Genomic DNA, 22,670 nt, shown 5'->3' with positions numbered 1-22,670 from the left:
GAGTGCCCCATCCGGCTTCTATTTTTTCAGCGCTTCTTTACCCGCTTCCACACCGGCCTTTGCAGCGCTGCTCAATTTTGCAGCACCTTCCTTCACCGCATTGATCCCTTGCTGTGCCGTTTCCTTGGCTTTATTGCCCAGTTCTACCGAACGGTCTTTCACTTTATCGGCTGCGTTTTTGATATCTGCTTTCAGCGAGTCACCCAAACTTCTAAGGGAACTGTCTGCATCCTTACCGGCCGCTTTAATGCTGTCTGCAACAGCTTTTGCCGTACTGTCTGTAACCTTTGAAACAGAATCAAAAGAAAGTGAGTCCTTATTCGCTTCTGAAGAGCTACCCGAGCTCAAATTGCAGGCGGTCATAAACAGCACCAGTCCCAGGGCAGTTAATTTCAATTCATTTTTCATAACGATCTTTATTTTCAGTATGATTCCGGTATCTCCTCAAAGTAACCTGCCATGAACGTTATTTTTTTCTAAAGAACAGACGGACAGAAACGCCGCAGAAATCAAAATTTTTGCGTAGCTGGTTTTCGAGGTAGTTCCGGTAAGGTGTTTTTACATCATCCGGGAAATTGCAGAAAAAGGCAAAGGAAGGTACTACCGTGGGCAGCTGCGTAACAAATTTTATCTTGATCGAATGCCCTCGCACTACCGGTGCATGATGCGCTTCCACCGCTTTCAGCATTACCTCATTCAGTTTATTGGTAGGGATCCGGCGCTTGCGGTTCTGGTATACTTCCAGCGCTGTTTCGATCGCTTTATAAATCCTTGTTTTTTCGGTTGCCGATACAAAAAGAATGGGCACATCGCTAAACGGAGCCAGTCGCTTCTTCAGCAGGTCTTCATATTCTTTGGCCGTATTGGTTTTCTTATCTTCGATCAGGTCCCATTTATTTACCAGCAATACGATCCCCTTTCCTTTTTTTGCCGCCAGGCTAAAAATGTTCAGGTCCTGTGCCGTGATCCCTTTTTCCGCATCCAGAAGCAATATGCAAACATCCGCTTCATCCATGGCTTTGATGGCACGGATCACCGAATAAAACTCCAGGTCTTCGTGTACCTTGGCCTTACGGCGGATACCGGCTGTGTCGATGAGCACAAATTCTTTCTGGAACAGGTTATAGTGCGTATGAATCGTATCCCGGGTAGTACCCGCCACGTTGCTTACAATGGTGCGCTCCTCCCCGATCAATGCATTCAGCAGGGAAGATTTACCCACGTTGGGCTGACCAATGATCGCAAACTTCGGCAGTTCCGCAATATGTTCATCAATGCCGGTATCTTCCGTCATCAGGTCCGTAACGGCATCCAGTAATTCCCCGGTACCACTTCCGCTGGCCGCTGCTATAAAGAACAGCTGCTCAAAGCCCATGCTGTAAAACTCACTGGCCTCCAGCAAACGCTCATTATTATCTACTTTATTAATCACTAAAAAAACCGGCTTCGTGCTTTTGCGCAGTACCCGGGCCATCGAATCATCGAGGTCCGTAATACCCGTGGCAGCGTCCGTCATAAACAGGATCACGTTGGCTTCTTCCACTGCTACCAATACCTGCTTGGCGATCTCTTTTTCAAAAACATCCTCACTGCCATGTACAAAACCACCGGTGTCAATAACGTTAAACGTTTTACCGTTCCACTCACTGATCCCGTATTGCCGGTCGCGGGTTACACCGCTGACATCGTCAACGATCGCTTTTTTTTGCTCCAGCAAGCGGTTAAAGAGGGTGCTCTTTCCCACATTGGGCCTTCCTACAATTGCTACGGTAAAACTCATTTTTTTTATTTTTTATATCGACTGTTGTGCTCCTATCATCTTCCTTGTCCCGATAACCATCGGGACTCGCTTGCGCACCAGTGCAAAGGGCAGCTTTTTTAACTGGGAAATATGCGAATTTGAAAATGTGAAAATGTGGAAATGAAGATCCCTTTATCATTCAATTATCTTCCCGCCAAAATCCAAATCCATATCATAAAAACCAGGCTTGTGAATAGTTCATGGAGCATGAAACCTGAAACTTTAAATCTCAAACCTGAAACTTCAAACCCTACACCGCATCCTCCCTGTTGGCAATCTCTTCTTTAACCCCTGTAATAAAGTCCTCAACGGATTTTACACCGGCATCGCCCTTGCCCTGTCTGCGAATGGCAACCTTGCCTTCATTCATTTCCTTTTCTCCGATCACCAGCATATAGGGAACCTTCATTAATTCGGTATCGCGGATCTTCTTCCCAATCTTTTCATTACGGTCATCAATTTCCGCACGGATTCCCGCCCTGCGCAAGGCGCGATATACATCCTTGGTATATTCCGAAAACTTGTCGCTGATGGGCAGGATCTTTACCTGTACCGGGGCCAGCCATACCGGGAACTTCCCGGCATAATGCTCCAGCAAAAACCCGATGAACCGTTCGTGGGTGCCCAATGGTGCCCGGTGTATGATCAGCGGCACATCGTGTCCGTTATCCGCCGTGGTGTATTGCAGGTTAAACCGCCGTCCCTGGGCAAAATCTACCTGGTTGGTGGCCAGCGTAAACTCGCGGCCGATAGCGCTCCAGATCTGTACATCGATCTTGGGACCGTAAAATGCGCCCTCACCCTTTACCTCTACAAACGGGATATTGGATTCTACCAGCACTTTCCGCACCAGGGCCTCTGTTTCCAGCCACAGTTCCGGCTCATTGATGTATTTCTGTCCCAGTTTTTCCGGATCATGTAACGACAACCGCATCACATACCGATCGATGCCAAAGATCTTAAAGTACTTCAGGTACATATCATTTACGGCACGGAACTCATCACCAAACTGTTCTTTGTTGCAATAGATATGCGCATCGTTCATGTGCAAACAACGCACCCGCATCAGTCCGAACAACTCCCCGCTCTGCTCATAGCGATAACAGGTTCCGTATTCGGCCAGGCGCAGCGGCAGGTCCTTGTAGCTCTTGGGCTCTGCTGCAAATATTTTGTGATGGTGCGGACAGTTCATGGATTTCAAGTAATATTTCTGTCCGTCTACCTCCATCGGCGGATACATGCTGTCCTGGTAATAAGGAAGGTGACCGCTGGTAAGGTACATACTCTCCTTGGCAATATGCGGAGTTACCACCCGCTTATAATCGCCGGCATCCTCTGTTTCCTTGGCCAGCTTTTCCAGTTCTTCAATAACAATGGTACCATTGGGTAACCACAGGGGTAAGCCCTGGCCCACATCATCGTCCATAGTATAAATACCCAGCTCTTTGCCCAGTTTACGGTGGTCGCGTTTTTTAGCTTCTTCCAGCATCTGCAGGTATTCATCCAGTTCCTTTTGATTCGGAAAGCTGATCCCATAAACACGGGTAAGCATTTTATTTTTTTCATCGCCCTTCCAGTACGCGCCGGCCACGCTTGTAAGCTTAATGGCCTTAACGATACCCGTGGCCGGAATATGCGGTCCACGGCACAGGTCTGTAAAGTTTCCCTGTGTGTAGAAGGTAATATTTCCATCCGTAAGGTTGCTCAGCAGGTCCAGTTTATATTCATCACCCTTCTCTGTAAAATATTGTATAGCCTCCTGCTTGGGCACATCCTTACGTACATAAGCGTTGTTTTGCTTCGCCAGCTCATTCATTTTCTTTTCCAGGGCTCCCAGGTCTTCTTCAGAAAGCTTGCGATCGCCCAGGTCCATATCATAATAAAAACCACCGGAATCCAATGGAGGACCTACCCAAAACTTAACGCCGGGGAAAGAAGCCTCTACAGCCTCCGCCATCAGGTGTGCCGTCGAATGCCAGAATGCCTTCTTACCATCTGCATCACTCCAGGTTAATAAAATAACCGCACTATCCGTATGAATCGGGCGCGTGGCATCCCAAACTTCGCCGTTTACGTTTGCAGCAATTACTTTTCTTGCCAATCCTTCTGAAATGGATTTGGCGATGTCCAGCGCTGTAACGCCGGCCTCATACGCACGCCGGGCTCCATCGGGAAATGTAATATTGATCATATTCATTAAAATTCAATAAAATAAGGTGGCAAAATTAACAAAGTATCACCACTACACAAAAGGCAATATCTGCAATTGATTTCCCGGGCCGGTTACCGCCCCAAATAGCCCTATGAAAACCCGGCCATGGCAAATAAGTCCCCGGGCTGCCCCGGTCATCAATGGCTATCAGGACGCAGTTATTTTGCCATAAAACAACGCACAGCTACTACTGCAGATCAATAGCGCCGGTAGAGGATAACCCTTGTTGCGGAAGGCTTCCGTTCGGAATGGCTTTGTTTGTACTACGGGAGCAAATGAACGAATGCTGACTTTTGTCACCCCTGAAGTGATGTTTTGGCATGGTTTTGCGGGCCTTTTACTTGATAAACAGATCTTATATATTATGAACGGACCCGGATCCTGTAAATATTCAACGCAACTACCCAACAAAAACAGAACGGGGTCGCTAAACATTCAAAAAACGTAAATAATGAAGCAACTATTTTTTTCGGCAGTGCTGTTGGCAACAGGAAGCCTGGCGGCAACCGCGCAAACCGGCTGGAATATCGGCGACCGGGCTGCCTTTGGACACAGCTGGACGGTAGGCAACAAACCGCAGGATGCCAAACGGCAATTTCACCCCACTTTTGAGATCGGCCGTACCGCCACCTACAATTTTACCGATGTTGCCGGAATTGGTTTTGGTACCTTTTTCAGCAGCCAGGGAACCAGCTTTAAGGATGAAAATTCGGATAATCGCGTGATCAACCGGGCAAACTATATAAAGGTGCCGGTATTTGCAAGCTTCAATTTCGGCGACGCAGAGCAACGGGTACGCCCGCGCTTAACCATCGGACCTTCTGTACAATTCCTCGTAGGTGGCAAAACGTTTGTCAAAACAGACAACGACGCATTTGCCGGGCTGTATACCACAAAGGCCATGAATACTAAAATAGATGTGGGCGGTAACGCTTCACTGGGCCTGAATATCCGTGTATTCGACGGTTTTTACATCAACCATGAAATCAATTATTATCACGGTTTTGTAGAACAAAAACCCAACAATCCCAGCGAAAGTCCCTCCTTCACCAATCGTAACCTCACCATGAGCCTGGGTATGCAGATCAACTCCGCGGCTATGAAAAAATGGAAAGGAAAGATGATGAAGATGCATCATAACAGACCCTAAAACGGGGCCGTCTTAAAAGCCGGTTTTAGCGTATTGCCGGAAGGCGCCCTGTTCATTGCGGCATGATCCGGTAAAAATTATTTAGCGCTACTCTTTCTTTGGAACGGCGACCAGTGCACGATTGGCAGTGTTCTGGTCGCCGTTTCTTTTTACCAACTATTACACATCAATATCAGCTAGTTAAATAATTTACATAAATTTAAATTACAGTAAAAAAATAGTGCCGGAGAAATGGTGCGATCTCCGGATAATTCTTATGTGGCATATAGTCAATATCTATATGCCACATATAATTATAAAAAACAAATAAACAATCACAATTATTTAATAACAAACAAATTAACTACATTATATCATTTTTAAAATTAAGCATATAGCACTTTGCAGGCCCGCTGGTATTTTTTAAACCGGAAACCTGGTATCTTTAATACTTAAACCATTCACGATGTTCAAAAACCTGTTGCTGTTTTTTCTATGTTGCTGCAGTTTAGCGGCAGCTTCGCAAGATCTTGAAATCATTAACAGTGGAAAAGCCACCAACCTCCGCGGGATCGGGGCTTTTAACAAAACCATTTGGGTTAGTGGCAGCAATGGGTACATTGGCCGTTCTTCCGATGCGGGAAAAACCTGGAAATGGCAGCAGGTACCTGGTTTTGAAATGCATGATTTTCGCGATATCGCGGTGCTCGATGAAAACACGGCCCTGGTAATGGCCATCGCCAGCCCGGCCTATATCCTTAAAACGGTTGATGGCGGCCGTTCCTGGAAAACCGTATACGAAAACCGGGATACGGCTATGTTCCTGGACGCGATGGCCTTTGCCGGCAGGGAAAAGGGATACGTGATCGGAGACCCTATTCAAGGAAAAATTTTTATTGCCCGTACCTCCGATGCCGGAAACAGCTGGGAGCCCCTGCCTGGTCCGGCTGCTGTGCAGGGAGAAGCATTTTTTGCCGCCAGCGGAAGCAACCTGTTCATCCGGAATAGAAAACCGCTGATGGTCAGTGGCGGGTCCGTATCCCGGCTTTTTGATGGTGATAACAGTGTAGTACTTCCGCTCATGCAGGGTACGGCCACTACCGGGGCCAATAGTATTGCGGCACAGGGGTCGCTGCTGATGATAGCAGGTGGCGATTTTCAATATCCTAACCGGCGTGACAGCGTATTATTAGTGAGCCGGAACGGCGGTAAAACCTTCCGGCTTCCAAAAAATGCCCCTGGAGGCTACCGCAGCGCCGTAGCCCCGCTGAACCGGAATACCTGGCTCACCTGCGGGTTAAATGGCGTGGATATCACAACCGATGGCGGACTAAACTGGAAACCCGTTTCCAACCAGCCTTTTAACTCCATTTATACAGATCCCGCAAGCAAGACCGCCTTCCTGGCTGGCCCCAGGGGAAGCGTGGCACGGATACGGTTTTAAAACGATAAAAGCCGGTCATACGCACTGGTAAAGATGCTTATACCCGTTCAAAATAGTAATGGAGCAGGACTGGCTGCTCAAAGGCAGGACCCGAGCAGCAAAAGTAATTAAAGGAAGCAAAATGAATGATACTATGTATATTTTTCAGCGCTTCTTTGGTTTTCCACACCAAACATAAAAACAGGGGCCGGTTATCCGGCCCCTTTGTCAAAACATAATCGAAAAGATCGTGCTGTTTATTTCTTAATATCTTCTACAACTTCTTTTGTCTTATCACCTACTTTCTGAGCCCCTTTTTTAAGGGCCTCCCCGGTTTTATGCGCGGCATCTTTTGTAGCTTCTACCCCTTTTTGCACACCTTCTTTTGTGGCCTCAGCTGCTTTTTGTGCCGCATCCTTGGTGGCCTCTGCACCTTTGGCTACGCCTTCTTTGGTATTATCCCAGGCATTTTCTACAGCATTACCGGCACGGTCAAAAAAACCGCCGGATTTATTTACATATTCCCCTTCCTGCAGTACAACCACTTTTCCATCCTTATTTTTTACCTCACCGTTGGGAGCAATGACAATACCATTATCCAGCTTAACTTCTTTCTCTGTTACCACCCAATTCCCATTGGTATACACATAGGTCTTCCCCTCTTTAAGCATTACATCACCTTCTGTGTAATGAACGGTAACCGGGGGCGCCACAGTGTTGGTATCAACGGTTACCACTGCATTACCGGATGAATCCGCAGTATTTTCCGCAGACTGATTTTCTGAACTGTTGCAGGCGGCCAGCAGGGCAACACCCAATACAATACCTAAAGTTTTTTTCATAATTAAAGATGTTGAATTTAAATTATACGTATACAAAACAAATATGCTGCCAATAATGAATCCTGTTATAAAAAACGGTCCGGATTTTACCAGACCGTTTCAATGTCATTCAAGCTATTAGTAACCATCGCGCTGACGTTGCTTCTTATCTACAATGGCTCCTACACCCGCACCGGTTGCAGCACCAATGACACCACCAACCACTCCACCGCCTAAACGGTTTTTCCTGTTGGCCACAGCACCAATAATTGCACCGGAAGCGGCCCCAACAATAGCTCCTTTAGCGGTATGGCTCATACCTTTCTTTCGCTGAGGTGCGGGAGCCTGCGCTACAGTGCCTGAAGAACCGGAAGCATAACCGCCATCTCCACCACCGCTTCTATAGGTGGTTCCTCGGCTGCTGCTGCTCCTGGAGCTGCTCCTCGATGAACTGGCCGAAGAACGGGAAGAAGTTGCCGGAACTGCAGCGCCCGTATTTTCCAGCTGCTGTTCCTGCTGCAAACGGTTGCGCACTTCATTTTCCATTTTCCATTTCTGGTATTCTGCCAAACCCAATGTGTCCTGCGTTGGTATGGCGCCGGCATTGTCCTCTTTCTTCGTATTGCGGCACGCGGCAACCAACAACATGAATGCAATTACAGCAAAAGGCATTATTTTTTTCATCATAATAGATACGTTTAAAAGTCCGAATTAAAAATCTATTTAATCCTATAGAAAACTGTGCCAAACTCTTATAAAGAAGCCTAAAAACGACATCCAAAGCACTAAAAATGCGCACTTTAGCATTCTTTCACACAAAACGAACGTTAGCCCTTTACCAGGTACTGCAGTTAGCCGGGCATACCCCTAAATAAAAAGCCCCGCCCCGGAAAAACCGGAGCGGGGCTGAATAATATAGATAATAAAATTATTTTTCTTTTATACGTTGTAGATGGGTTTATGCAATCATTTTTTCTTTGCGCCGTTTTACCTGGTTTACTAAAGAATCAAACGCATTTTCAAATGATTCTTCAAAAGATTTACTCGTGGTTTTTACAAAAAAACTATGGCGGGGCACCTGCACGCGGATCTCTACTATCTTATCCTTGATGTTATGCACGATATTGTCGAGCTTCAGGTAGACATCCGTACCAATGATGCGATCGTGAAAGGTAGCTAATTTGTCCATTTTGTGACTGATTGTTTCAATCAACTTCCTGTCTGCGTTAAAATTAACTGTTTGAATGTTCACATTCATGATAGTTGAATTTAAAAGTGAATAATCGATATTTTCCTATTTCAAAGACCTGTTGTTCTTTAATCTAAAGTTAATCAAAAAAGAATGCGTTTCCTAAAATTAAATGCTAATTTTTAAGAGAATTTCTGCAATGCCTGTATTCGTTTGCTTAGCGGGCTTTTGGGTGCGCTTTACGGTATTCTTCTTTGAGTTTTTCGATGGAATTATGGGTATATACCTGGGTTGCAGCAAGACTGGCATGGCCCAGCAGCTCCTTTACAGCGTTTATTTGGGCGCCGTTGTTCATGAGGTGCGTAGCAAAACTATGCCGGAGCACATGCGGGCTTTTTTTATCAAGTGTTGCAATGGAAGACAGGTGTTGTTTTACCAGCAGGTAGGCGTATTTCGGGTATAATTTTTTACCTTTTTCGGTGACCAGCAATTCTTCCGGAAGGTTGGCAAATTGCTTCCGCTTCAGCATTTCATATTCCTGTACGAGGGAGAGCAGCTCCGGTCCCAGTGGTAATATCCGCTCTTTGTTTCCTTTCCCCAGTACCTTTACCTGCTTGCGGGCCTGGTCTACCTGGCCGCCCCTTAGCTGGATCAGTTCGCTCAACCGCATCCCCGTACCATAGAACAGCCCGATCAGCATTTTTGCATTCAGACTTTTCCAGTCTTCCGTGGATTGGGCAAGCGTTATTTGCAATGCCTTCATATCCGCTTCATTCACAAAGGCCGGCAGCCGTTTGCTGGCTTTGGGCGCAATCACTTTGAACATCGGGTTTTCGCCAATCGTTTCCATTTTGATATGATACTTAAAAAACGACTTGAGCGTAGAGATCTTGCGGTTAATACTTCTGGGGGTGATCCCCTGCTCCATTAACCGGGCCAGCCAGCTCCGGATATATGTATAGGAAATATCCCGGAGCGGGGTGTTGTCGTAAAGGGTTTCCATAAAATCGGAAAACTCCTGCAGATCGGTGGTATAGGCCGCTATGGTGTGCCGGGAATATCTTTTTTCAAACTTCAGATAATTCACAAATGGCTCAATATGATCAACGATACGTTCCGGCATAAAAAAAACCTCAAGTATGCACTTGAGGTTACAATATTATATAAAATATAAAATATCTTATAATTCTATTTTTCCGCTTGCGATCTGCTGTTTGTAAATTGCTTTCAAACGCTGGCCACGGCTCTTCACAGAAGGCTTGGTAAACGCCTGGCGCTCACGCAATTGCAACAAAGTTTTTGACTTCTCAAATTTCTTCTTGTACTTCTTTAAAGCCTTGTCAATGTTTTCGCAGTCTTTAGAATCAATGATTAACATAAATATTTTATACCTCCTTTGGTAATTTTTAGGACGCAAAGATAAGGGAAAAATATAAAATACCAAATTTCAAATCCTAAATGCTGAATTTTCAATTTCTTCCCTGAAATTTGACCTCATGTTTACAGGAATTATAGAGGCGATGGGAACCGTTGTTTCCCGTGAGGAAGCAGGCTCCAATATTACGTTCTGGATCGAGAGTCCTGTGTCGAAAGAATTGAAAGAGGATCAGAGTGTGAGCCATAACGGGGTTTGCTTAACTGTAGAGGCCGTTCAGGAAAACCGGCACCAGGTAACGGCCATAGCAGAAACCCTGGATGTAAGCAACCTCAGCAGCTGGCAACCCGGTACCCTGGTAAACCTCGAACGCTGTATGGTATTGAATGGCCGCCTGGACGGGCATATTGTGCAGGGGCATGTAGACGGAACTGCCGTTTGCAACAAGGTGGTTTCGAAAGAAGGAAGTACCGAATATACCTTTGAGTTTAACCGTAGTTTTGCTCCCCTGGTGATTGAAAAAGGATCCATCAGTTTAAACGGCATCAGCCTTACGGTTTTTAATGTAACCGAAACCACGTTTACCGTAGCCATTATCCCCTACACCATCACGCATACCAATATGCGCCAGGTAGCGCCCGGCAATATTGTTAACCTCGAATTTGATGTGATTGGGAAATATGTTTTAAAACAGGTAAATCCTGCAATGTTACTGTACAAGATACCGGAGCTTTAAAAATTGTTTTTCAAGGAAATGCCAGGAAAGATACGCCAGCGGCGTACAGATAACCAGGGTTGTTATAAATAATACGGCAGGCTGAATGCTGTTTTTCGACAGGTGGATCAGCATTTGCTGCACAGGAAAAGACAGCACATACAGCCCGTAGGTAATGTCGCCCCTTTTGGCCGTACCCGAAAATACCGTTTTCCGGCTCCCGATCAGCAGGATCAGCAATGGCAATATAAATAGTGTAGCGCCGATGGTATTACGGGCCAAATAATAGATAACGGCAACGATGCAAATGGTGACTACCTGATTGATGCGGTGAAACGGAATCCTTAGAAAATAGCACAGAGCCCCGTTAAAAAAAAGCACATAATATTGCGTGGCATAGTTATCTAATACGCCCAGTTGCAGCCCCCCAACCCTGTAGTAATTGAGCAGGTACAGGATATTTAAACCGGCTACAAATGCAATAAACCACTGCTTCCGGCGGTATTGAACCAGGAACAGCAATCCTATCATCAGGTACACCCGTTCTTCAATGATCAGCGTCCATAATGAACCATTTACGCCCCGCTCCCCGATATTGTGCTCAAAAACACCCGGTAATTGAAATTGTATTCCCAGTGCTGGTACAATGGTACGCAGGTACGACCAGGAGCTTCCACTTTTAAAATAATCGCTTACACTCCATTCTGTAAACAACGGACCGATCACTAAAACCGACAAAAAACACACAACAACCAATAGTGGTTGAATTCTGAGCAACCGCTTCCACAGATAGTTTTTCAGTGAACGCGATTTTTCTGCGCTTCCGGCAATAAAATAACCGCTTACTGTAAAAAATATAGCGAGTATTACAACTGTTATCTCCAGCTTATCCCTGCGCAGAAGATCATACGAATGCACATAAATGATTCCAATGGCGCCCAATAACCTTAAAAAATCGAACGAGTTTGTAAACCGGTTGTCAGAGATTTCCATTCAGGCAAACTTTATAAACGCAATTCCACTTGATGCAGATCTTTTATCGCATCAGGTACATCTTACCATATCCTTTGTTAAAAAATTTATCCGTATTGTCATCCTTCGACTTGTATTTATCGAGTGATTTCCCATTCAGGTTGGTAATGACCCGGTAAAGATAAACACCGTTGGCCAGCTTCTGACCATACTGATCCGTACCATCCCAACGGAATTCTGTAATATTTCTCCCGATACGCAAGGGCCCTAATTCGGCCGTTGTGATCTCCCGAACAATCTTACCGGTAATGGTAAGGATCTGTATTCGGATGTTCTGCGGAACTTCAGACCCGGTTAAGGTAAATACAAAAGCGGTGGCAGTTGTAAATGGATTGGGATAATTGAGCATATTGGAGATCATCGGCTTATTGATCACCTGGAACCCAATCTTATAAGCGATCTGACTTACGTCGTTGCCGCTTTGATCTTTTGCAGCTACCTGTAGTTCATAATCTCCATCTTGGAGGCGCGGCCTGAAATTCATTGTGGCGGTATTTTCCTTTCCCTGCCCTGCCGGCGTAAATTGCAGGGTATCTGTTCCTGCTTTATAATTATAGGTGATGTTGCGGGTCTTGTCTAACAGCTGCACCTTAATCAGGCTGGGGTCATCCAGCAGTAACCACTTGGCATTATCCGTCAGCTTCACCAGTACATCCGGTTTGCTGGATACGATATCCTTGTTCAGGATATGCACCCCATCAAAGGTTACATCCATGTAAGGGCTGGTTGAATCTCCTTTTACATAGAAATTTTTATAAAGGAAATTGTTGAAGGGGTATTGTTCCGGCTGCAAGGGTCCCGGGTTAAAGTCTACAAACAGGGTGTTTGTTCCTCTGTAATTCTTCGTGGACAGCGGCACCGACAATTTAATCGTGTCACCTGCCAGTAATGCTTTTTGGTTGGGTACAGGAATGATCGTTTCAATATTGTTCTTATCCCGTATGCTCAGTTTTACGGCAATACTGTCAAACTTGCTGCTGCTGATATTTTTAAAGGCCACCGCAAAATTCAGCGGCTCACCAATCTCCAGTGTATCTTTTACATTCAGGTACAGGTTGGGAGCGATGGCACCTTCAGGTACCGGCGTATATAACAAGCGAAGGAATTTCAGCTGGTAAGGTGTATAGTTCGCCGTATCAGCCATGCTTGCCTTTAACCTGATCCTGGGATATTGCAATGCATCAATGTCGGAAATATCCGCCGTTTTGCCTGCGGTAATACCATTGATCGTTTTCAGCGGCACTTCGGCACCGGTATTATTGATACCATATACATCGAATGATAGCTGATCGCTGGAAGTGGTTTCGGTACTGTTACCATCCCAGGCCAGCTTGTCCCAGGCCTTTGCAACCCCAAATACCGGGGTTTTCAGGCTGCCCTCATGAAACAATGTTTTTACTGTTACAGATTCTATCAGTTGATCAGTTGCTATTGCGCCAAGAGCCTGTTTCAGCGGCCGGCCGGATCCCTTCTGCAGGAAGATGATAAATGGAGCATCTGTTTTTATCTGATCAAGAACCGTAACACCCTCTTTCACCAGTTTATTGTACAGCGTATTGCCGGTTCCAAAAACCGATGCATCCGACAGCCATTCGGAGGGCAATACATTGGGCAGCATCGGGCTGCTGGTCATCACAACAAAAAAATCTTTTGGAATCAGGTCAATAAAATCCATCACCGTCTTCCGGTCCTGTGGCGTCTTTACTTTAAACTGAAAGAAGGTAGGTACCGTATTATCCTGAGCTTTGATAGGGCGCACACTTCCATACATGCCAGACGTACCCAGATCTACATTTATCCATGCTTTCATCCGTCGGTTATCAATCACATAAAAACGCAATGCGTAATCATTTACGTTGTCAGGACCACTAAAGGGACTTAGCATCCACCGCTGCACGGCTATATCATTGATACGCATTTCCATATTTTCCGCAGATCTGGCTGCTTCCGGGAAAAAACCCATTGTAGTCGTAATGCTGGCTATCGTAGAATCGAAATGGTAAGCCCGGTCGTTATCTTTAACCATCAGCTGGGAGAAATCAGATTCCAGCACCTGGTAATAATGCGATTGGTTAAACCCAGCCGGGCTTCCGTTCAAATACAGGAATGACGAACTGTTCCAATGTGGCTGATCGCTGTTATCCGGTTTAGCCGCCACCCGCCAGTAATACACCGTATTGTTTACCAGGCTTCCACCGGGCGTAAACTCCACCACTCCTCCGGTGGAGATCTGCGTTTGTGAGTTTTTAAGCGGTGAATTGAATAACGCCGTTGTATCCAACTCCATCAGGTAAGTACGGGATATGCTCAATGCATTGGCCGTAGATGCAGCCAGTTTAATATTGGGTTGGTTTATGATGGCGTAGTCATAAGGGAACACAGGGCGGATCTCTTCCTCGTAAATGTACACTTCTTTCGTTACGGTATTATTCCCTTTATTCAGTTCTTCAATCGTATTCTCCGGATCAATGGAAATGGTAATTTTCGTGGTCCCTTTATCCCGTAAAGGGTCGATGGGTAAGGTATATGTCAGCGTATCGGCATACATGACCGGATCCAGCGTATCTCTTCTGAAAACCTGTACCGACTGATTGGGAAATATTCGCTTTAATTCAATGATTACTTTACGGTTAATGGCCTTTCCAAGGTTATTGATCCGGGCCTTAACGGTAAATTCAGATTCCGCAACCGAAATAAAACTGGGCGCAATGGTCACGGAAGCATCCTCTACCGCATAATCGGGTTTATCGAACTGGTATAGCCGGATCCCCGGGTCTCCATTCAGCGTATATTCTTCGCACTGGGCGCGCTGCATAAAGTTATCTTCCCCGATGGCACTGTACACCCCGGCCACTGTCCGGGCCATCAGCGCTCCGATTGGCTGCCCATAATCTGTTCCGGACAGGATTGTGTAAAGATTATTATTATATACACCCAAGGTAGATACAAATCCCACACTGGTACCCGCCATCATGCCGATGCTGCCACCATCCTTTGCCAGCAGGTATTTTTCAGACAGGGTTTCCAGCTGGGTCAACCGTGCCGTACTATACCCGAAAATATCGCCTACATTACATCCCATCATATTAAAAATCGGGTACTTGCTCTTGTTGTTGTAGTTGGACGGATTTTCCAGGTTATAATCCAGGGAAGTGGTGGATGAATGTCCGAAATAAGTCAGCAATCCAACACCGCCATTTATTAAACTCCGCAGCCGTTCCTGATCGGCGTTTTGAGTACTTCCTGTAATGCTTTTTATAAAATCAGATACATTGGCACCAAATAATGGTCCCTGGATGATCTTTTTATGTGCCTGCAATATTTCGTTCAGGGCGGTGATGGTTTCTACATCACTGGCTCCAACAATATGGACGATATTCTTTTTCCAGGCACTTTCACTGATGCCCGGCGGAGTTGTTGCCAGGTACTGCTCATACTCTTTTACCTTGCCCAGGTATACAGCGATTTCATCTCCGTTTACAACCGACAGCCTCCCGATGGGTGTCAACGGCTGGGAGCTGCTCCCTTCAGCGCTCAATAATACATCCGATGCAGGATAGCCAAAAGTAGGCACCAGGTTTAGCTGCGATAGTTGCGGGGCCAGGTCATAGGACGGATATGATCTCGAGGAAACATAGGAAACTCCCTTACCAATCAGAAATGCTTCCCCGGGCGGCGAAGCAAACCGGGCTCTTGCAAATCTTAAAAAATTGCGGACACTCAGGGAATGATACTGGATCCCATAGGCAAACTGGTCCGTTAACTGATCCATCAAATAGATCCTGGCATTGTACCCGCCGCCTGCTGCAGATGCACGGTAATTACGGTAATCGTTTACCGGCTGGGAACCGTTGCTGCCTGTTAAAAGCGACCTGTCGGTAATCATCAGGTAATTTCCCTGGTTGGCGGTGGCCCCATAGTTCACAAAGGTTCGCTGCTCCAGACCGGACACCAGCCGTATATTTGTTGCCGCCTGACTGGTTAGTACCAGGTCCTGTGTGGCGATCGTACCGGGTAAAAACACCTTTACCAAAGCCGGGTTAGTTGCATCAACACTATAGCGCTTTCCGTTGGCCAGGTCATATAAAACCGGTGCACCGCCGGAAAAATTAAAATTCGCTATTTCCAGGTAATAACCGGATCCGCGTGCAGGCAGGCTAAACCGAAAATTGCTGGCACCTCCAAAATTAAATTGCCGGGCATAGGTAACCGACACTGAGGCCAATCGCATCCGGCTGGGAACGGTTGCGGAATTGGTAATCAAAAAGGTTTCGTTACCTCCGTTCAGCACACTGGCCGGAAGCGTTTTCGAAAGTTTCAAAAAACCAAAACCGGGCAGTATCTGATCAAAAACAGCATTTCCATTCACTGTCAGCTGTGCCCTCCGGGTGGCGTCATTGCTCCCCGCTACATTCATTTGTATCTGCAGGTCTGGAGTTCCTGCTCCGGAATACGGGTACAGATTTTTTTGATATGTTCTGGACTGCCCTTCACTGAACTCCGCCGATGCCCATCCCTTGCCATCCTGAAAAGAGGCCACATAGTGTGTACTGTTTCCACTTCCATCAGCTCTGCCTAAATGCAATTGTTCATTGAAAGAGGAATCGGCCTTGTAAATAAAGTAGGGTTCCGGCGTAGCGCCGCCCGGAATATTATTAAGGGTATTAACCAACCGCTTGTTTCCTCCCGCCGGATTTACGGTTAAAAAATAGGCGGAAGAGTCGGTAAACAAACTTTTTGAATCCGAAAGCTGCTGATCGGGTGTACGGTAAAGCGGGTTATCCGGCTTGCCATCATTCATTTGCCCCCAGAATTCAATATAATCCCCTGCACCCAACGGGCCGGAGCTCACCGATATATAAAGCGGCACTTCCACCCCGTTGTTCCATAACTGGAAAGAGCTCGCATCTGCCGTACCCAGGTTTGCAGCCGCAAGCGTTGCAGCCGGGATCCGGTACAGGCCGTTGGCCGCCACCTTAAATTTATAATAGGTTTTGTTATAATCGATCCATTCATTGCCAAATTGCTGTGCATGGGCTACAATGGAAAAAATCAGTAATCCTATCGTAAACAGTTTTTTCATTTGCGCCACTTATTGATGATCGTTTCTTTTTCTCCGGAAATCCATTTTGAGAGAGAATACATGGGTAAAAAGCGGGTTCGACTGGTTCGCGAGGTTAGTAAATGCATAGTCGATCATAAAGGATTGGATCCGGAACCCTACCCCCACACTTGGCTGAAAGATCCACACCTTTTTCAGGTTCAGGGTATCTCCATCTGCCAGACCTTTTTGAAAATTATTCACCCCTCCTCTTATAAAAAACACATCCTTATAATTGTATTCCAGTCCCAGCTTGGGATCCACACTCACCGGATCGCCACTTACCACCGTATTGCGCTTTCCGTCAAACGTAAGGTCGAGATTGGCTTCTGCCAGGAGTCCCGATTTTTTACCCAGCGGAAATACACGGGCGCCTCCCAGTATCAGCCGGGGTGAAGTCATTTCGGTTGATTTTACAGGGATATCGTTCTTTGCCAGGTATAGCGCTTCCTTTTCCTGGTCGGTAAAGCTAAAGGCCCAGCTATTGAAGGTGGTGGTAAGATCCCGGCCCACAATCCCAAACCGCCATTTATCCTGTATGATCTGCAAGCCGGCATCCAGGCCAAACCCCCAGGCCTTGGCAAAACTACCCACACTACGATGGATCACTTTTGCATTCAGACCAAAATTTATATGCTTGTTTTCTGTACGCTTCAGGCTTTGAGCGTACGACAACAGGAACCCGTAATCCGCAGAAGAGAATGATTTAATGTTGTTGTAATTCAATGATCCGTCCGGCTCTACCAGGAACAGGGTGTTCATAATATCATCCACTGCAAACCGCAATGCAGTGATCCCTAATGTACGTTTGGAATTGGTTGTAGGCAGGGTTACGTTCAGATAGTCGTATTTACCGATCCCTGCAAAATATTCGGAGTGCATCAGGTTTACCTGCACATTATCCTGAACATTTACAAGCCCTGCAGGATTCCAGTACCCGGCTGTTCCGTCGGTTACGCTCGCCACCTGGGCACTTCCCATCCCCAATCCCCGGGCACCGGCGCCAATATTCAGGAACTCATTGGAGTATTTCCGGAACTGGGCACTTGTAACAAGGGTAGCCAGGATAAGCAGCAATAAAAAGCATGGCTTCAATGCTTTCATCTATAATACGATTTAGTTAGGGTCCACAATTTTCTGATAAGTATAATTATCCATAGCGAAATTAGGCATAAAGCAGCTAAAAACAGCGCTTTTTAGACCAGTCGCCCCTTTTATTCGCTCAACCGTATAAAACCATATTTGAACATTCTTTCTTAAATCCGGATGGCGTACCTTTGCGCCCCTACCAAAGGGTATAAAATTATGAATATCATAAAGGAATTGAGATGGAGGGGTATGATCCAGGATATCATACCGGGTACAGAAGAACAGCTGAACAAGGAAATGACAACCGGTTATATCGGGTTTGATCCTACGGCAACCAGCTTGCACATCGGAAGCCTGGTACCTATTTTATTGCTGGTACACCTGCAGCGGGCCGGACATCGCCCGGTTGCCCTTGTAGGAGGCGCCACCGGTATGATCGGTGACCCCAGCGGTAAAAGTGAAGAGCGGAACCTGCTCAATGAAGAAACCCTGGCGGCAAATATTGCCGGTATAAAAAGTCAGCTGGAGAAATACCTCGACTTTTCACCTGCGCATCCCAATGCGGCCATTATGGTAAACAACTACGACTGGTTTAAGCAGATCAGCTTCCTGGAATTTTTGAGGGACGCGGGCAAGCACATTACGGTAAATTATATGATGGCGAAGGATAGCGTAAAAAAGCGCTTTGAGGGAGAAGTAGGCATCAGCTATACCGAGTTCGCCTACCAGCTGATGCAGGGATTTGATTTTTACCATTTATACACTACGGCAGGTGTAAAACTCCAGATGGGTGGAAGTGACCAATGGGGCAATATTACCACCGGAACCGAATTCATCCGCCGGAAAGCCGGGAAAGAAGCCTTTGCCTTTACCTGCCCGCTTATCCGGAAGGCCGACGGCACTAAATTTGGGAAAACGGAAAAAGGGAATGTATGGCTCGATCCGGAAAAAACATCGCCTTACCAGTTTTACCAGTTCTGGCTGAACACAAGCGACGAGGATGCGGAAACATGGATCAAAATATTTACCTTCCTCGACGAACCGGCCATTCAAAATCTGATCGCCGGACATCAGCAAAACCCTGCTGCACGCCTGCTTCAAAAAACCCTGGCCAGGGAGATCACCAGTTTTGTACACGGTACAGAGGAGTATGAAAAGGCGGTTGTTACCACCGAGAAATTGTTTGCCAATCAAAGCAGGCCGGCATCTGAAATGAGCATTGAAGATCTTGAAGGCCTGGAAGGTGTTGTAAAAGCAGCCATTTCAAAAGCCAGCCTGGAGCAGGGCATCGATATCATATCGCTACTGGCGGAAACCAGGATAGCACCCAGTAAGGGCGAGGCCCGGAAACTGGTCCAGGGCGGTGGGATCAGTCTCAACCGTGAAAAAGTAAATGATGCTCAACTCATCGTTACCAATGCGCATCTTTTACATAACCGCTATATTTTATTACAAAAGGGGAAAAAGAACTATTACCTGGCGGAGGTAACAAGCTAAAATACAAAATATCGAATTTTAAATGTAAAAGTGGCCTCCATGCTGCGATCTGAATGATACCGCACAATACAGTCCGATACTTTTACATTTAAAATTTCACATGGATTATTTTACATTCCCTGGAGTTTACTTTAGGGTCTTAAGTACTTTCCACATCGCATCCGCCACCAGCTGGTTGCCTTTCTCATTTAAGTGAACGCGATCTCTTGTAAGAATATCCTTTTCTTTATTTTCCGGGTTGTTCGTTTTCAGGTAATCCAAAAACAGCTTGCGAAGATCTACCAGCGGTACGGAATTTTGAGCGGCATACTCCCGGATCCATTGCGCATACAGGTTCAGGTCACCATCCTGCTGGTTGGTAAAGTCATTCCGCTCACCAATTACCGAAGGTGTACATACCACCGGCTGGATCCCCCGTTTTTTCAACGTGGCAATAATGGCATCATAAAATTTCCCAAACTTATCAAAATCGGTACCGGTGCCCATGGCTTTATGCCACACATCATTGATGCCTACATATACAAAAACGATATCCGGCTGCTGATCCAGCACATCGGGCTGAAACCGCAGGAACAGGTCATACACTTTATTTCCACCGATCCCTTTCCCCACAAATTCAAACTGGTCGGCCAGCTTTTCCAGCTTGCTCATACTATCAATCCGCGTAATATATCCCCCGGGAGCCGCGCCCTGCTGGGTAATGGAATCTCCAAAAAAGATTACTTTCTTTTTCTTAACTGGCTGAAAAGCGAACATCATTAATACAAAAGGCAACAGCAATGCCGTTTTTTTCATCATCGTTAACGTATTTAATTTTTAATATAGTGGCAATTACAATCTCAACATCATTAACCCGGGCTCATCTTCTTTTCACAGATTCCAGGTACATGTGCAAAAATAATGACATCCGGTCAGCTGGCCTGATCAAACTGGATGATTTTCGAAGGATATCTTTTGGCATATGCAAATAGCATATTCGTAATGGTGCTGTTTTCTTTATAAGGTGTTACCTGGTCGCGCAGCTGCTCCGCCCGCTCGATCTGCATCTCGCCCGAAATAAATCCCATCCCATAAAAACTGCCCTTCCAAACAAGAATGCAGGACCGTTCGTCGTGGTGGATGCCCCGGTCTACAATTGCAAAAGATGGAAGATTCCCCAGGTACTCCATAGCCTCCAACACACGACCGTTATAACGTTCAGGAGCTTCTTTTTTTTCACAGGCACCGCCGCAAAGCAGCCGGTGCATTGTTTCGTCAACCAGCTTTTCATCAATAAAACACAGGCGGGGGCACAACCGGTAATCCTGCACCAGCTGCCGCAGCGAAGCTTTAGCACCTTCGAGATGATGAAAAGAGTTCAGCAGCAGCTTGCCCCGTACCATTTTGTCGATGCCCAACCGTAAATACCCATTTTGATCTTCATAGGAAACGATGCCATACAGCTCTTCGCGCCTTTTTTGCGAAGCGTTGAAACGTGGCCAGAGCCGCTTAATTTCTGTAGACTCTTTCACTGCGGCCATCAGTTCTGTGCCACATTCCTCATAACTGATATGATGCACATAGCGCATAAAATGTTGCCGCTGCCTTCCGGTGGAATTATTGCTGAAATGACTGCTTACGCGATACCGGATATTTTTGGCCTTTCCCACATATACTACTTTACCCTTATCGTCATGAAAATAATAGACCCCCGGCGTATACGGCAGCTGGTCAAAATCAGACTTGGGTACATTCGGTGGTAGCGCCTGCTCTTTGGATGTTTTTTTCAGACTTTTTGTAATATGTCCCTCTGTGTCTTTTTGTAAAAGCAACTGGAAGAGCGCTACGGTTGCATCGGTATCTCCTCCTGCCCGGTGTTTGTTATAATGTCCGATACCCAATGCCTGGCAAAGTTTGCCCAGACTATAGGAGCCATGTCCCGGCAATAATTTCCGGCTTAGCCGCACCGTGCACAGTTTATGAGTATTTAATTCATACCCGCAGGCCTGCAGCTGGCTTTTTACAAAAGAGTAATCGAAATTAACGCTGTGGGCAACAAAAACCTTATCCTGAAGTAATGCGTAAATCTTTTCCGCAATGGCCTCAAACAGGGGTGCTGTGGCTACCATTCCATTGCTGATACCGGTAAGTGCCTGGATATAGCCGGGGATCTGGTGCACCGGGTTTACCAGGGTTTCATAACGATCCCGCACCACCCCATCGGCATCCAGTACCTGGATGCTGATTTCCGTAATACCACTTGCTGCTGCATAGGTGCCGGTTGTTTCAATATCAACAATTGCGTATTGCATTCCTGTAAAAGGCTAATTTCGCAAAAAAAACAAACTTGAACGAAGAAAAGTTTATCATGTTTCGCAACCGGCTGACCAAGGTTTACCGGCATCTTTCAAAACAGGCACAGAAACAAGGCATTACCTGCTACCGGGTATACGATCATGATCTCCCCGAATTTCCGGTTTCCATTGAACGGTATGAGGATCATGCCTATGTAGCCGAATACAAACGCAGGCACCAGCTGGATGAAAATGCACATCATAAATGGATGGAACAAACCATCGCCATCATTTCAGAAATCACCGGTATTCCATCAACCCAGATCCATACCAAACTACGTCAGCGAAAAGCAGGGCGGCAGGGCCAATACCAAAAAACAGATTCCAAGAAAAATGAGTTCATTGTACAGGAGCAGGGATTAAAATTTATTGTAAACCTGGACGACTACCTGGATACCGGTCTCTTCCTCGATCACCGCTTAACCCGGAAAATGGTAAGGGAAGAAAGCGAGGCCCGGCGGGTGCTGAACCTTTTCGCCTATACCGGTTCCTTTTCCGTATATGCCGCTGCAGGAAAAGCAGCTGCTATTACAACGGTTGATCTTTCCAATACGTATACGCAATGGGCCGAGAGAAATATGCAGTTAAACGGCCTGGATCAGCCGGGCTATTCTTTTGTGCAAGCCGACGTGCTGCGGTATATTAAAGAAATTCCTTCGGGGACATACGATCTGATTGTAATGGATCCCCCTACCTTTAGCAATAGTAAACGGATGAACGAGATCCTGGATATTCAGCGGGATCACGTGTCCCTGATCAATGATTGCCTGCGCATACTGGCACCGGGAGGCATCCTCTATTTTAGCACCAATGCCCGCACATTTGTACTGGAAACGGATCAACTGCAAACAGATAAAATAAAAGACATTACCCGGGCTACAACACCCTTCGACTTTGAAGGCAAGCTGTTCCGCTGGTGTTACAAGCTGGAAAAATAGCATTGCCATAATACC

Annotated in this window: 18 protein-coding genes; 5 read left to right on the top strand and 13 right to left on the bottom strand. The window is 46.2% G+C overall.

Features of this window, described 5'->3' with window-relative positions:
- Positions 1-18 precede the first annotated feature (18 nt).
- From Q1V85_RS14690 to thrS, 3 genes are all read right to left on the bottom strand, one after another.
- Entirely contained in the window at positions 19-408 is a 390-nt protein-coding gene (locus Q1V85_RS14690) for a hypothetical protein (protein WP_300601198.1), read from the bottom strand.
- 58 nt (positions 409-466) lie between these two features.
- Positions 467-1,780, bottom strand: coding sequence for a ribosome biogenesis GTPase Der (gene der / locus Q1V85_RS14685; protein ID WP_300601197.1), 1,314 nt, complete (start codon positions 1,778-1,780; stop codon positions 467-469).
- A gap of 271 nt (positions 1,781-2,051) precedes the next feature.
- Complete coding sequence (gene thrS / locus Q1V85_RS14680; RefSeq protein WP_300601196.1) at positions 2,052-3,992, bottom strand: threonine--tRNA ligase; 1,941 nt, start codon at positions 3,990-3,992, stop codon at positions 2,052-2,054.
- Between the two features lie 472 nt (positions 3,993-4,464).
- On the opposite strand from thrS, the gene Q1V85_RS14675 reads away from it, so the two are divergent.
- Together Q1V85_RS14675 and Q1V85_RS14670 are read left to right on the top strand one after the other, a co-directional pair.
- Complete coding sequence (locus tag Q1V85_RS14675; protein WP_300601195.1) at positions 4,465-5,163, top strand: outer membrane beta-barrel protein; 699 nt, start codon at positions 4,465-4,467, stop codon at positions 5,161-5,163.
- A gap of 445 nt (positions 5,164-5,608) precedes the next feature.
- Positions 5,609-6,586, top strand: coding sequence for a YCF48-related protein (locus Q1V85_RS14670; RefSeq protein WP_300601194.1), 978 nt, complete (start codon positions 5,609-5,611; stop codon positions 6,584-6,586).
- Positions 6,587-6,822: 236 nt separating this feature from the next.
- On the opposite strand, the gene Q1V85_RS14665 is transcribed toward Q1V85_RS14670, so the two are convergent.
- The 5 genes from Q1V85_RS14665 to rpsU form a co-directional block, all read right to left on the bottom strand.
- A complete protein-coding gene (locus tag Q1V85_RS14665) occupies positions 6,823-7,407 on the bottom strand; it encodes a DUF6799 domain-containing protein (protein ID WP_300601193.1) in 585 nt (194 codons plus the stop codon).
- 117 nt (positions 7,408-7,524) lie between these two features.
- Complete coding sequence (locus Q1V85_RS14660) at positions 7,525-8,073, bottom strand: YMGG-like glycine zipper-containing protein (protein WP_300601192.1); 549 nt, start codon at positions 8,071-8,073, stop codon at positions 7,525-7,527.
- A 271-nt stretch (positions 8,074-8,344) separates the two neighbouring features.
- Positions 8,345-8,644, bottom strand: coding sequence for an HPF/RaiA family ribosome-associated protein (locus Q1V85_RS14655; RefSeq protein WP_300601190.1), 300 nt, complete (start codon positions 8,642-8,644; stop codon positions 8,345-8,347).
- A gap of 148 nt (positions 8,645-8,792) precedes the next feature.
- On the bottom strand, positions 8,793-9,698 hold the full coding sequence (locus tag Q1V85_RS14650; RefSeq protein ID WP_300601188.1) for a tyrosine-type recombinase/integrase: 906 nt from the start codon (positions 9,696-9,698) through the stop codon (positions 8,793-8,795).
- Between the two features lie 57 nt (positions 9,699-9,755).
- On the bottom strand, positions 9,756-9,953 hold the full coding sequence (gene rpsU, locus Q1V85_RS14645) for a 30S ribosomal protein S21 (protein ID WP_231002424.1): 198 nt from the start codon (positions 9,951-9,953) through the stop codon (positions 9,756-9,758).
- A 118-nt stretch (positions 9,954-10,071) separates the two neighbouring features.
- Here rpsU and Q1V85_RS14640 point away from each other — a divergent pair, with 118 nt between their 5' ends.
- Positions 10,072-10,686: a riboflavin synthase gene (locus tag Q1V85_RS14640; protein WP_300601184.1), complete on the top strand. Its 615-nt coding sequence runs from the start codon at positions 10,072-10,074 to the stop codon at positions 10,684-10,686.
- Here Q1V85_RS14640 and Q1V85_RS14635 read toward each other — a convergent pair.
- Genes Q1V85_RS14635 through Q1V85_RS14625 form a run of 3 tightly spaced genes read right to left on the bottom strand, consistent with a single transcriptional unit; the run spans position 10,660 to position 17,902 of the window.
- Positions 10,660-11,658 carry an acyltransferase gene (locus tag Q1V85_RS14635; protein ID WP_300601182.1) on the bottom strand — a complete coding sequence of 333 codons (999 nt, stop codon included), beginning with the start codon at positions 11,656-11,658 and terminating at the stop codon, positions 10,660-10,662. The genes Q1V85_RS14640 and Q1V85_RS14635 overlap by 27 nt on opposite strands.
- Positions 11,659-11,701: 43 nt before the next feature.
- Positions 11,702-16,780: a C25 family cysteine peptidase gene (locus Q1V85_RS14630; RefSeq protein ID WP_300601180.1), complete on the bottom strand. Its 5,079-nt coding sequence runs from the start codon at positions 16,778-16,780 to the stop codon at positions 11,702-11,704.
- 9 nt (positions 16,781-16,789) lie between these two features.
- Positions 16,790-17,902: a hypothetical protein gene (locus tag Q1V85_RS14625; RefSeq protein WP_300601178.1), complete on the bottom strand. Its 1,113-nt coding sequence runs from the start codon at positions 17,900-17,902 to the stop codon at positions 16,790-16,792.
- A 201-nt stretch (positions 17,903-18,103) separates the two neighbouring features.
- Here Q1V85_RS14625 and tyrS point away from each other — a divergent pair, with 201 nt between their 5' ends.
- Positions 18,104-19,384, top strand: coding sequence for a tyrosine--tRNA ligase (gene tyrS / locus Q1V85_RS14620; RefSeq protein WP_300601176.1), 1,281 nt, complete (start codon positions 18,104-18,106; stop codon positions 19,382-19,384).
- Between the two features lie 126 nt (positions 19,385-19,510).
- Here the strand turns inward: tyrS and Q1V85_RS14615 are convergent, their stop codons facing one another.
- The gene (locus Q1V85_RS14615; protein WP_300601174.1) at positions 19,511-20,182 is read right to left on the bottom strand and encodes an SGNH/GDSL hydrolase family protein; all 672 of its coding nucleotides are present in this window, start codon (positions 20,180-20,182) and stop codon (positions 19,511-19,513) included.
- A 113-nt stretch (positions 20,183-20,295) separates the two neighbouring features.
- Positions 20,296-21,675, bottom strand: a complete 1,380-nt coding sequence (locus Q1V85_RS14610) for an exonuclease domain-containing protein (RefSeq protein ID WP_300601172.1) — start codon at positions 21,673-21,675, stop codon at positions 20,296-20,298.
- Between the two features lie 35 nt (positions 21,676-21,710).
- Here Q1V85_RS14610 and Q1V85_RS14605 point away from each other — a divergent pair, with 35 nt between their 5' ends.
- Entirely contained in the window at positions 21,711-22,655 is a 945-nt protein-coding gene (locus Q1V85_RS14605; protein ID WP_300601170.1) for a class I SAM-dependent methyltransferase, read from the top strand.
- Positions 22,656-22,670: the final 15 nt, after the last annotated feature.

Source organism: Niabella sp. (assembly GCF_030150205.1).
In the GTDB taxonomy this organism is placed as follows: Bacteria; Bacteroidota; Bacteroidia; order Chitinophagales; family Chitinophagaceae; genus Niabella.
The sequence above is the reverse complement of the archived record's forward strand: the minus strand, read 5'-3'. Positions and strand labels throughout refer to the sequence as shown.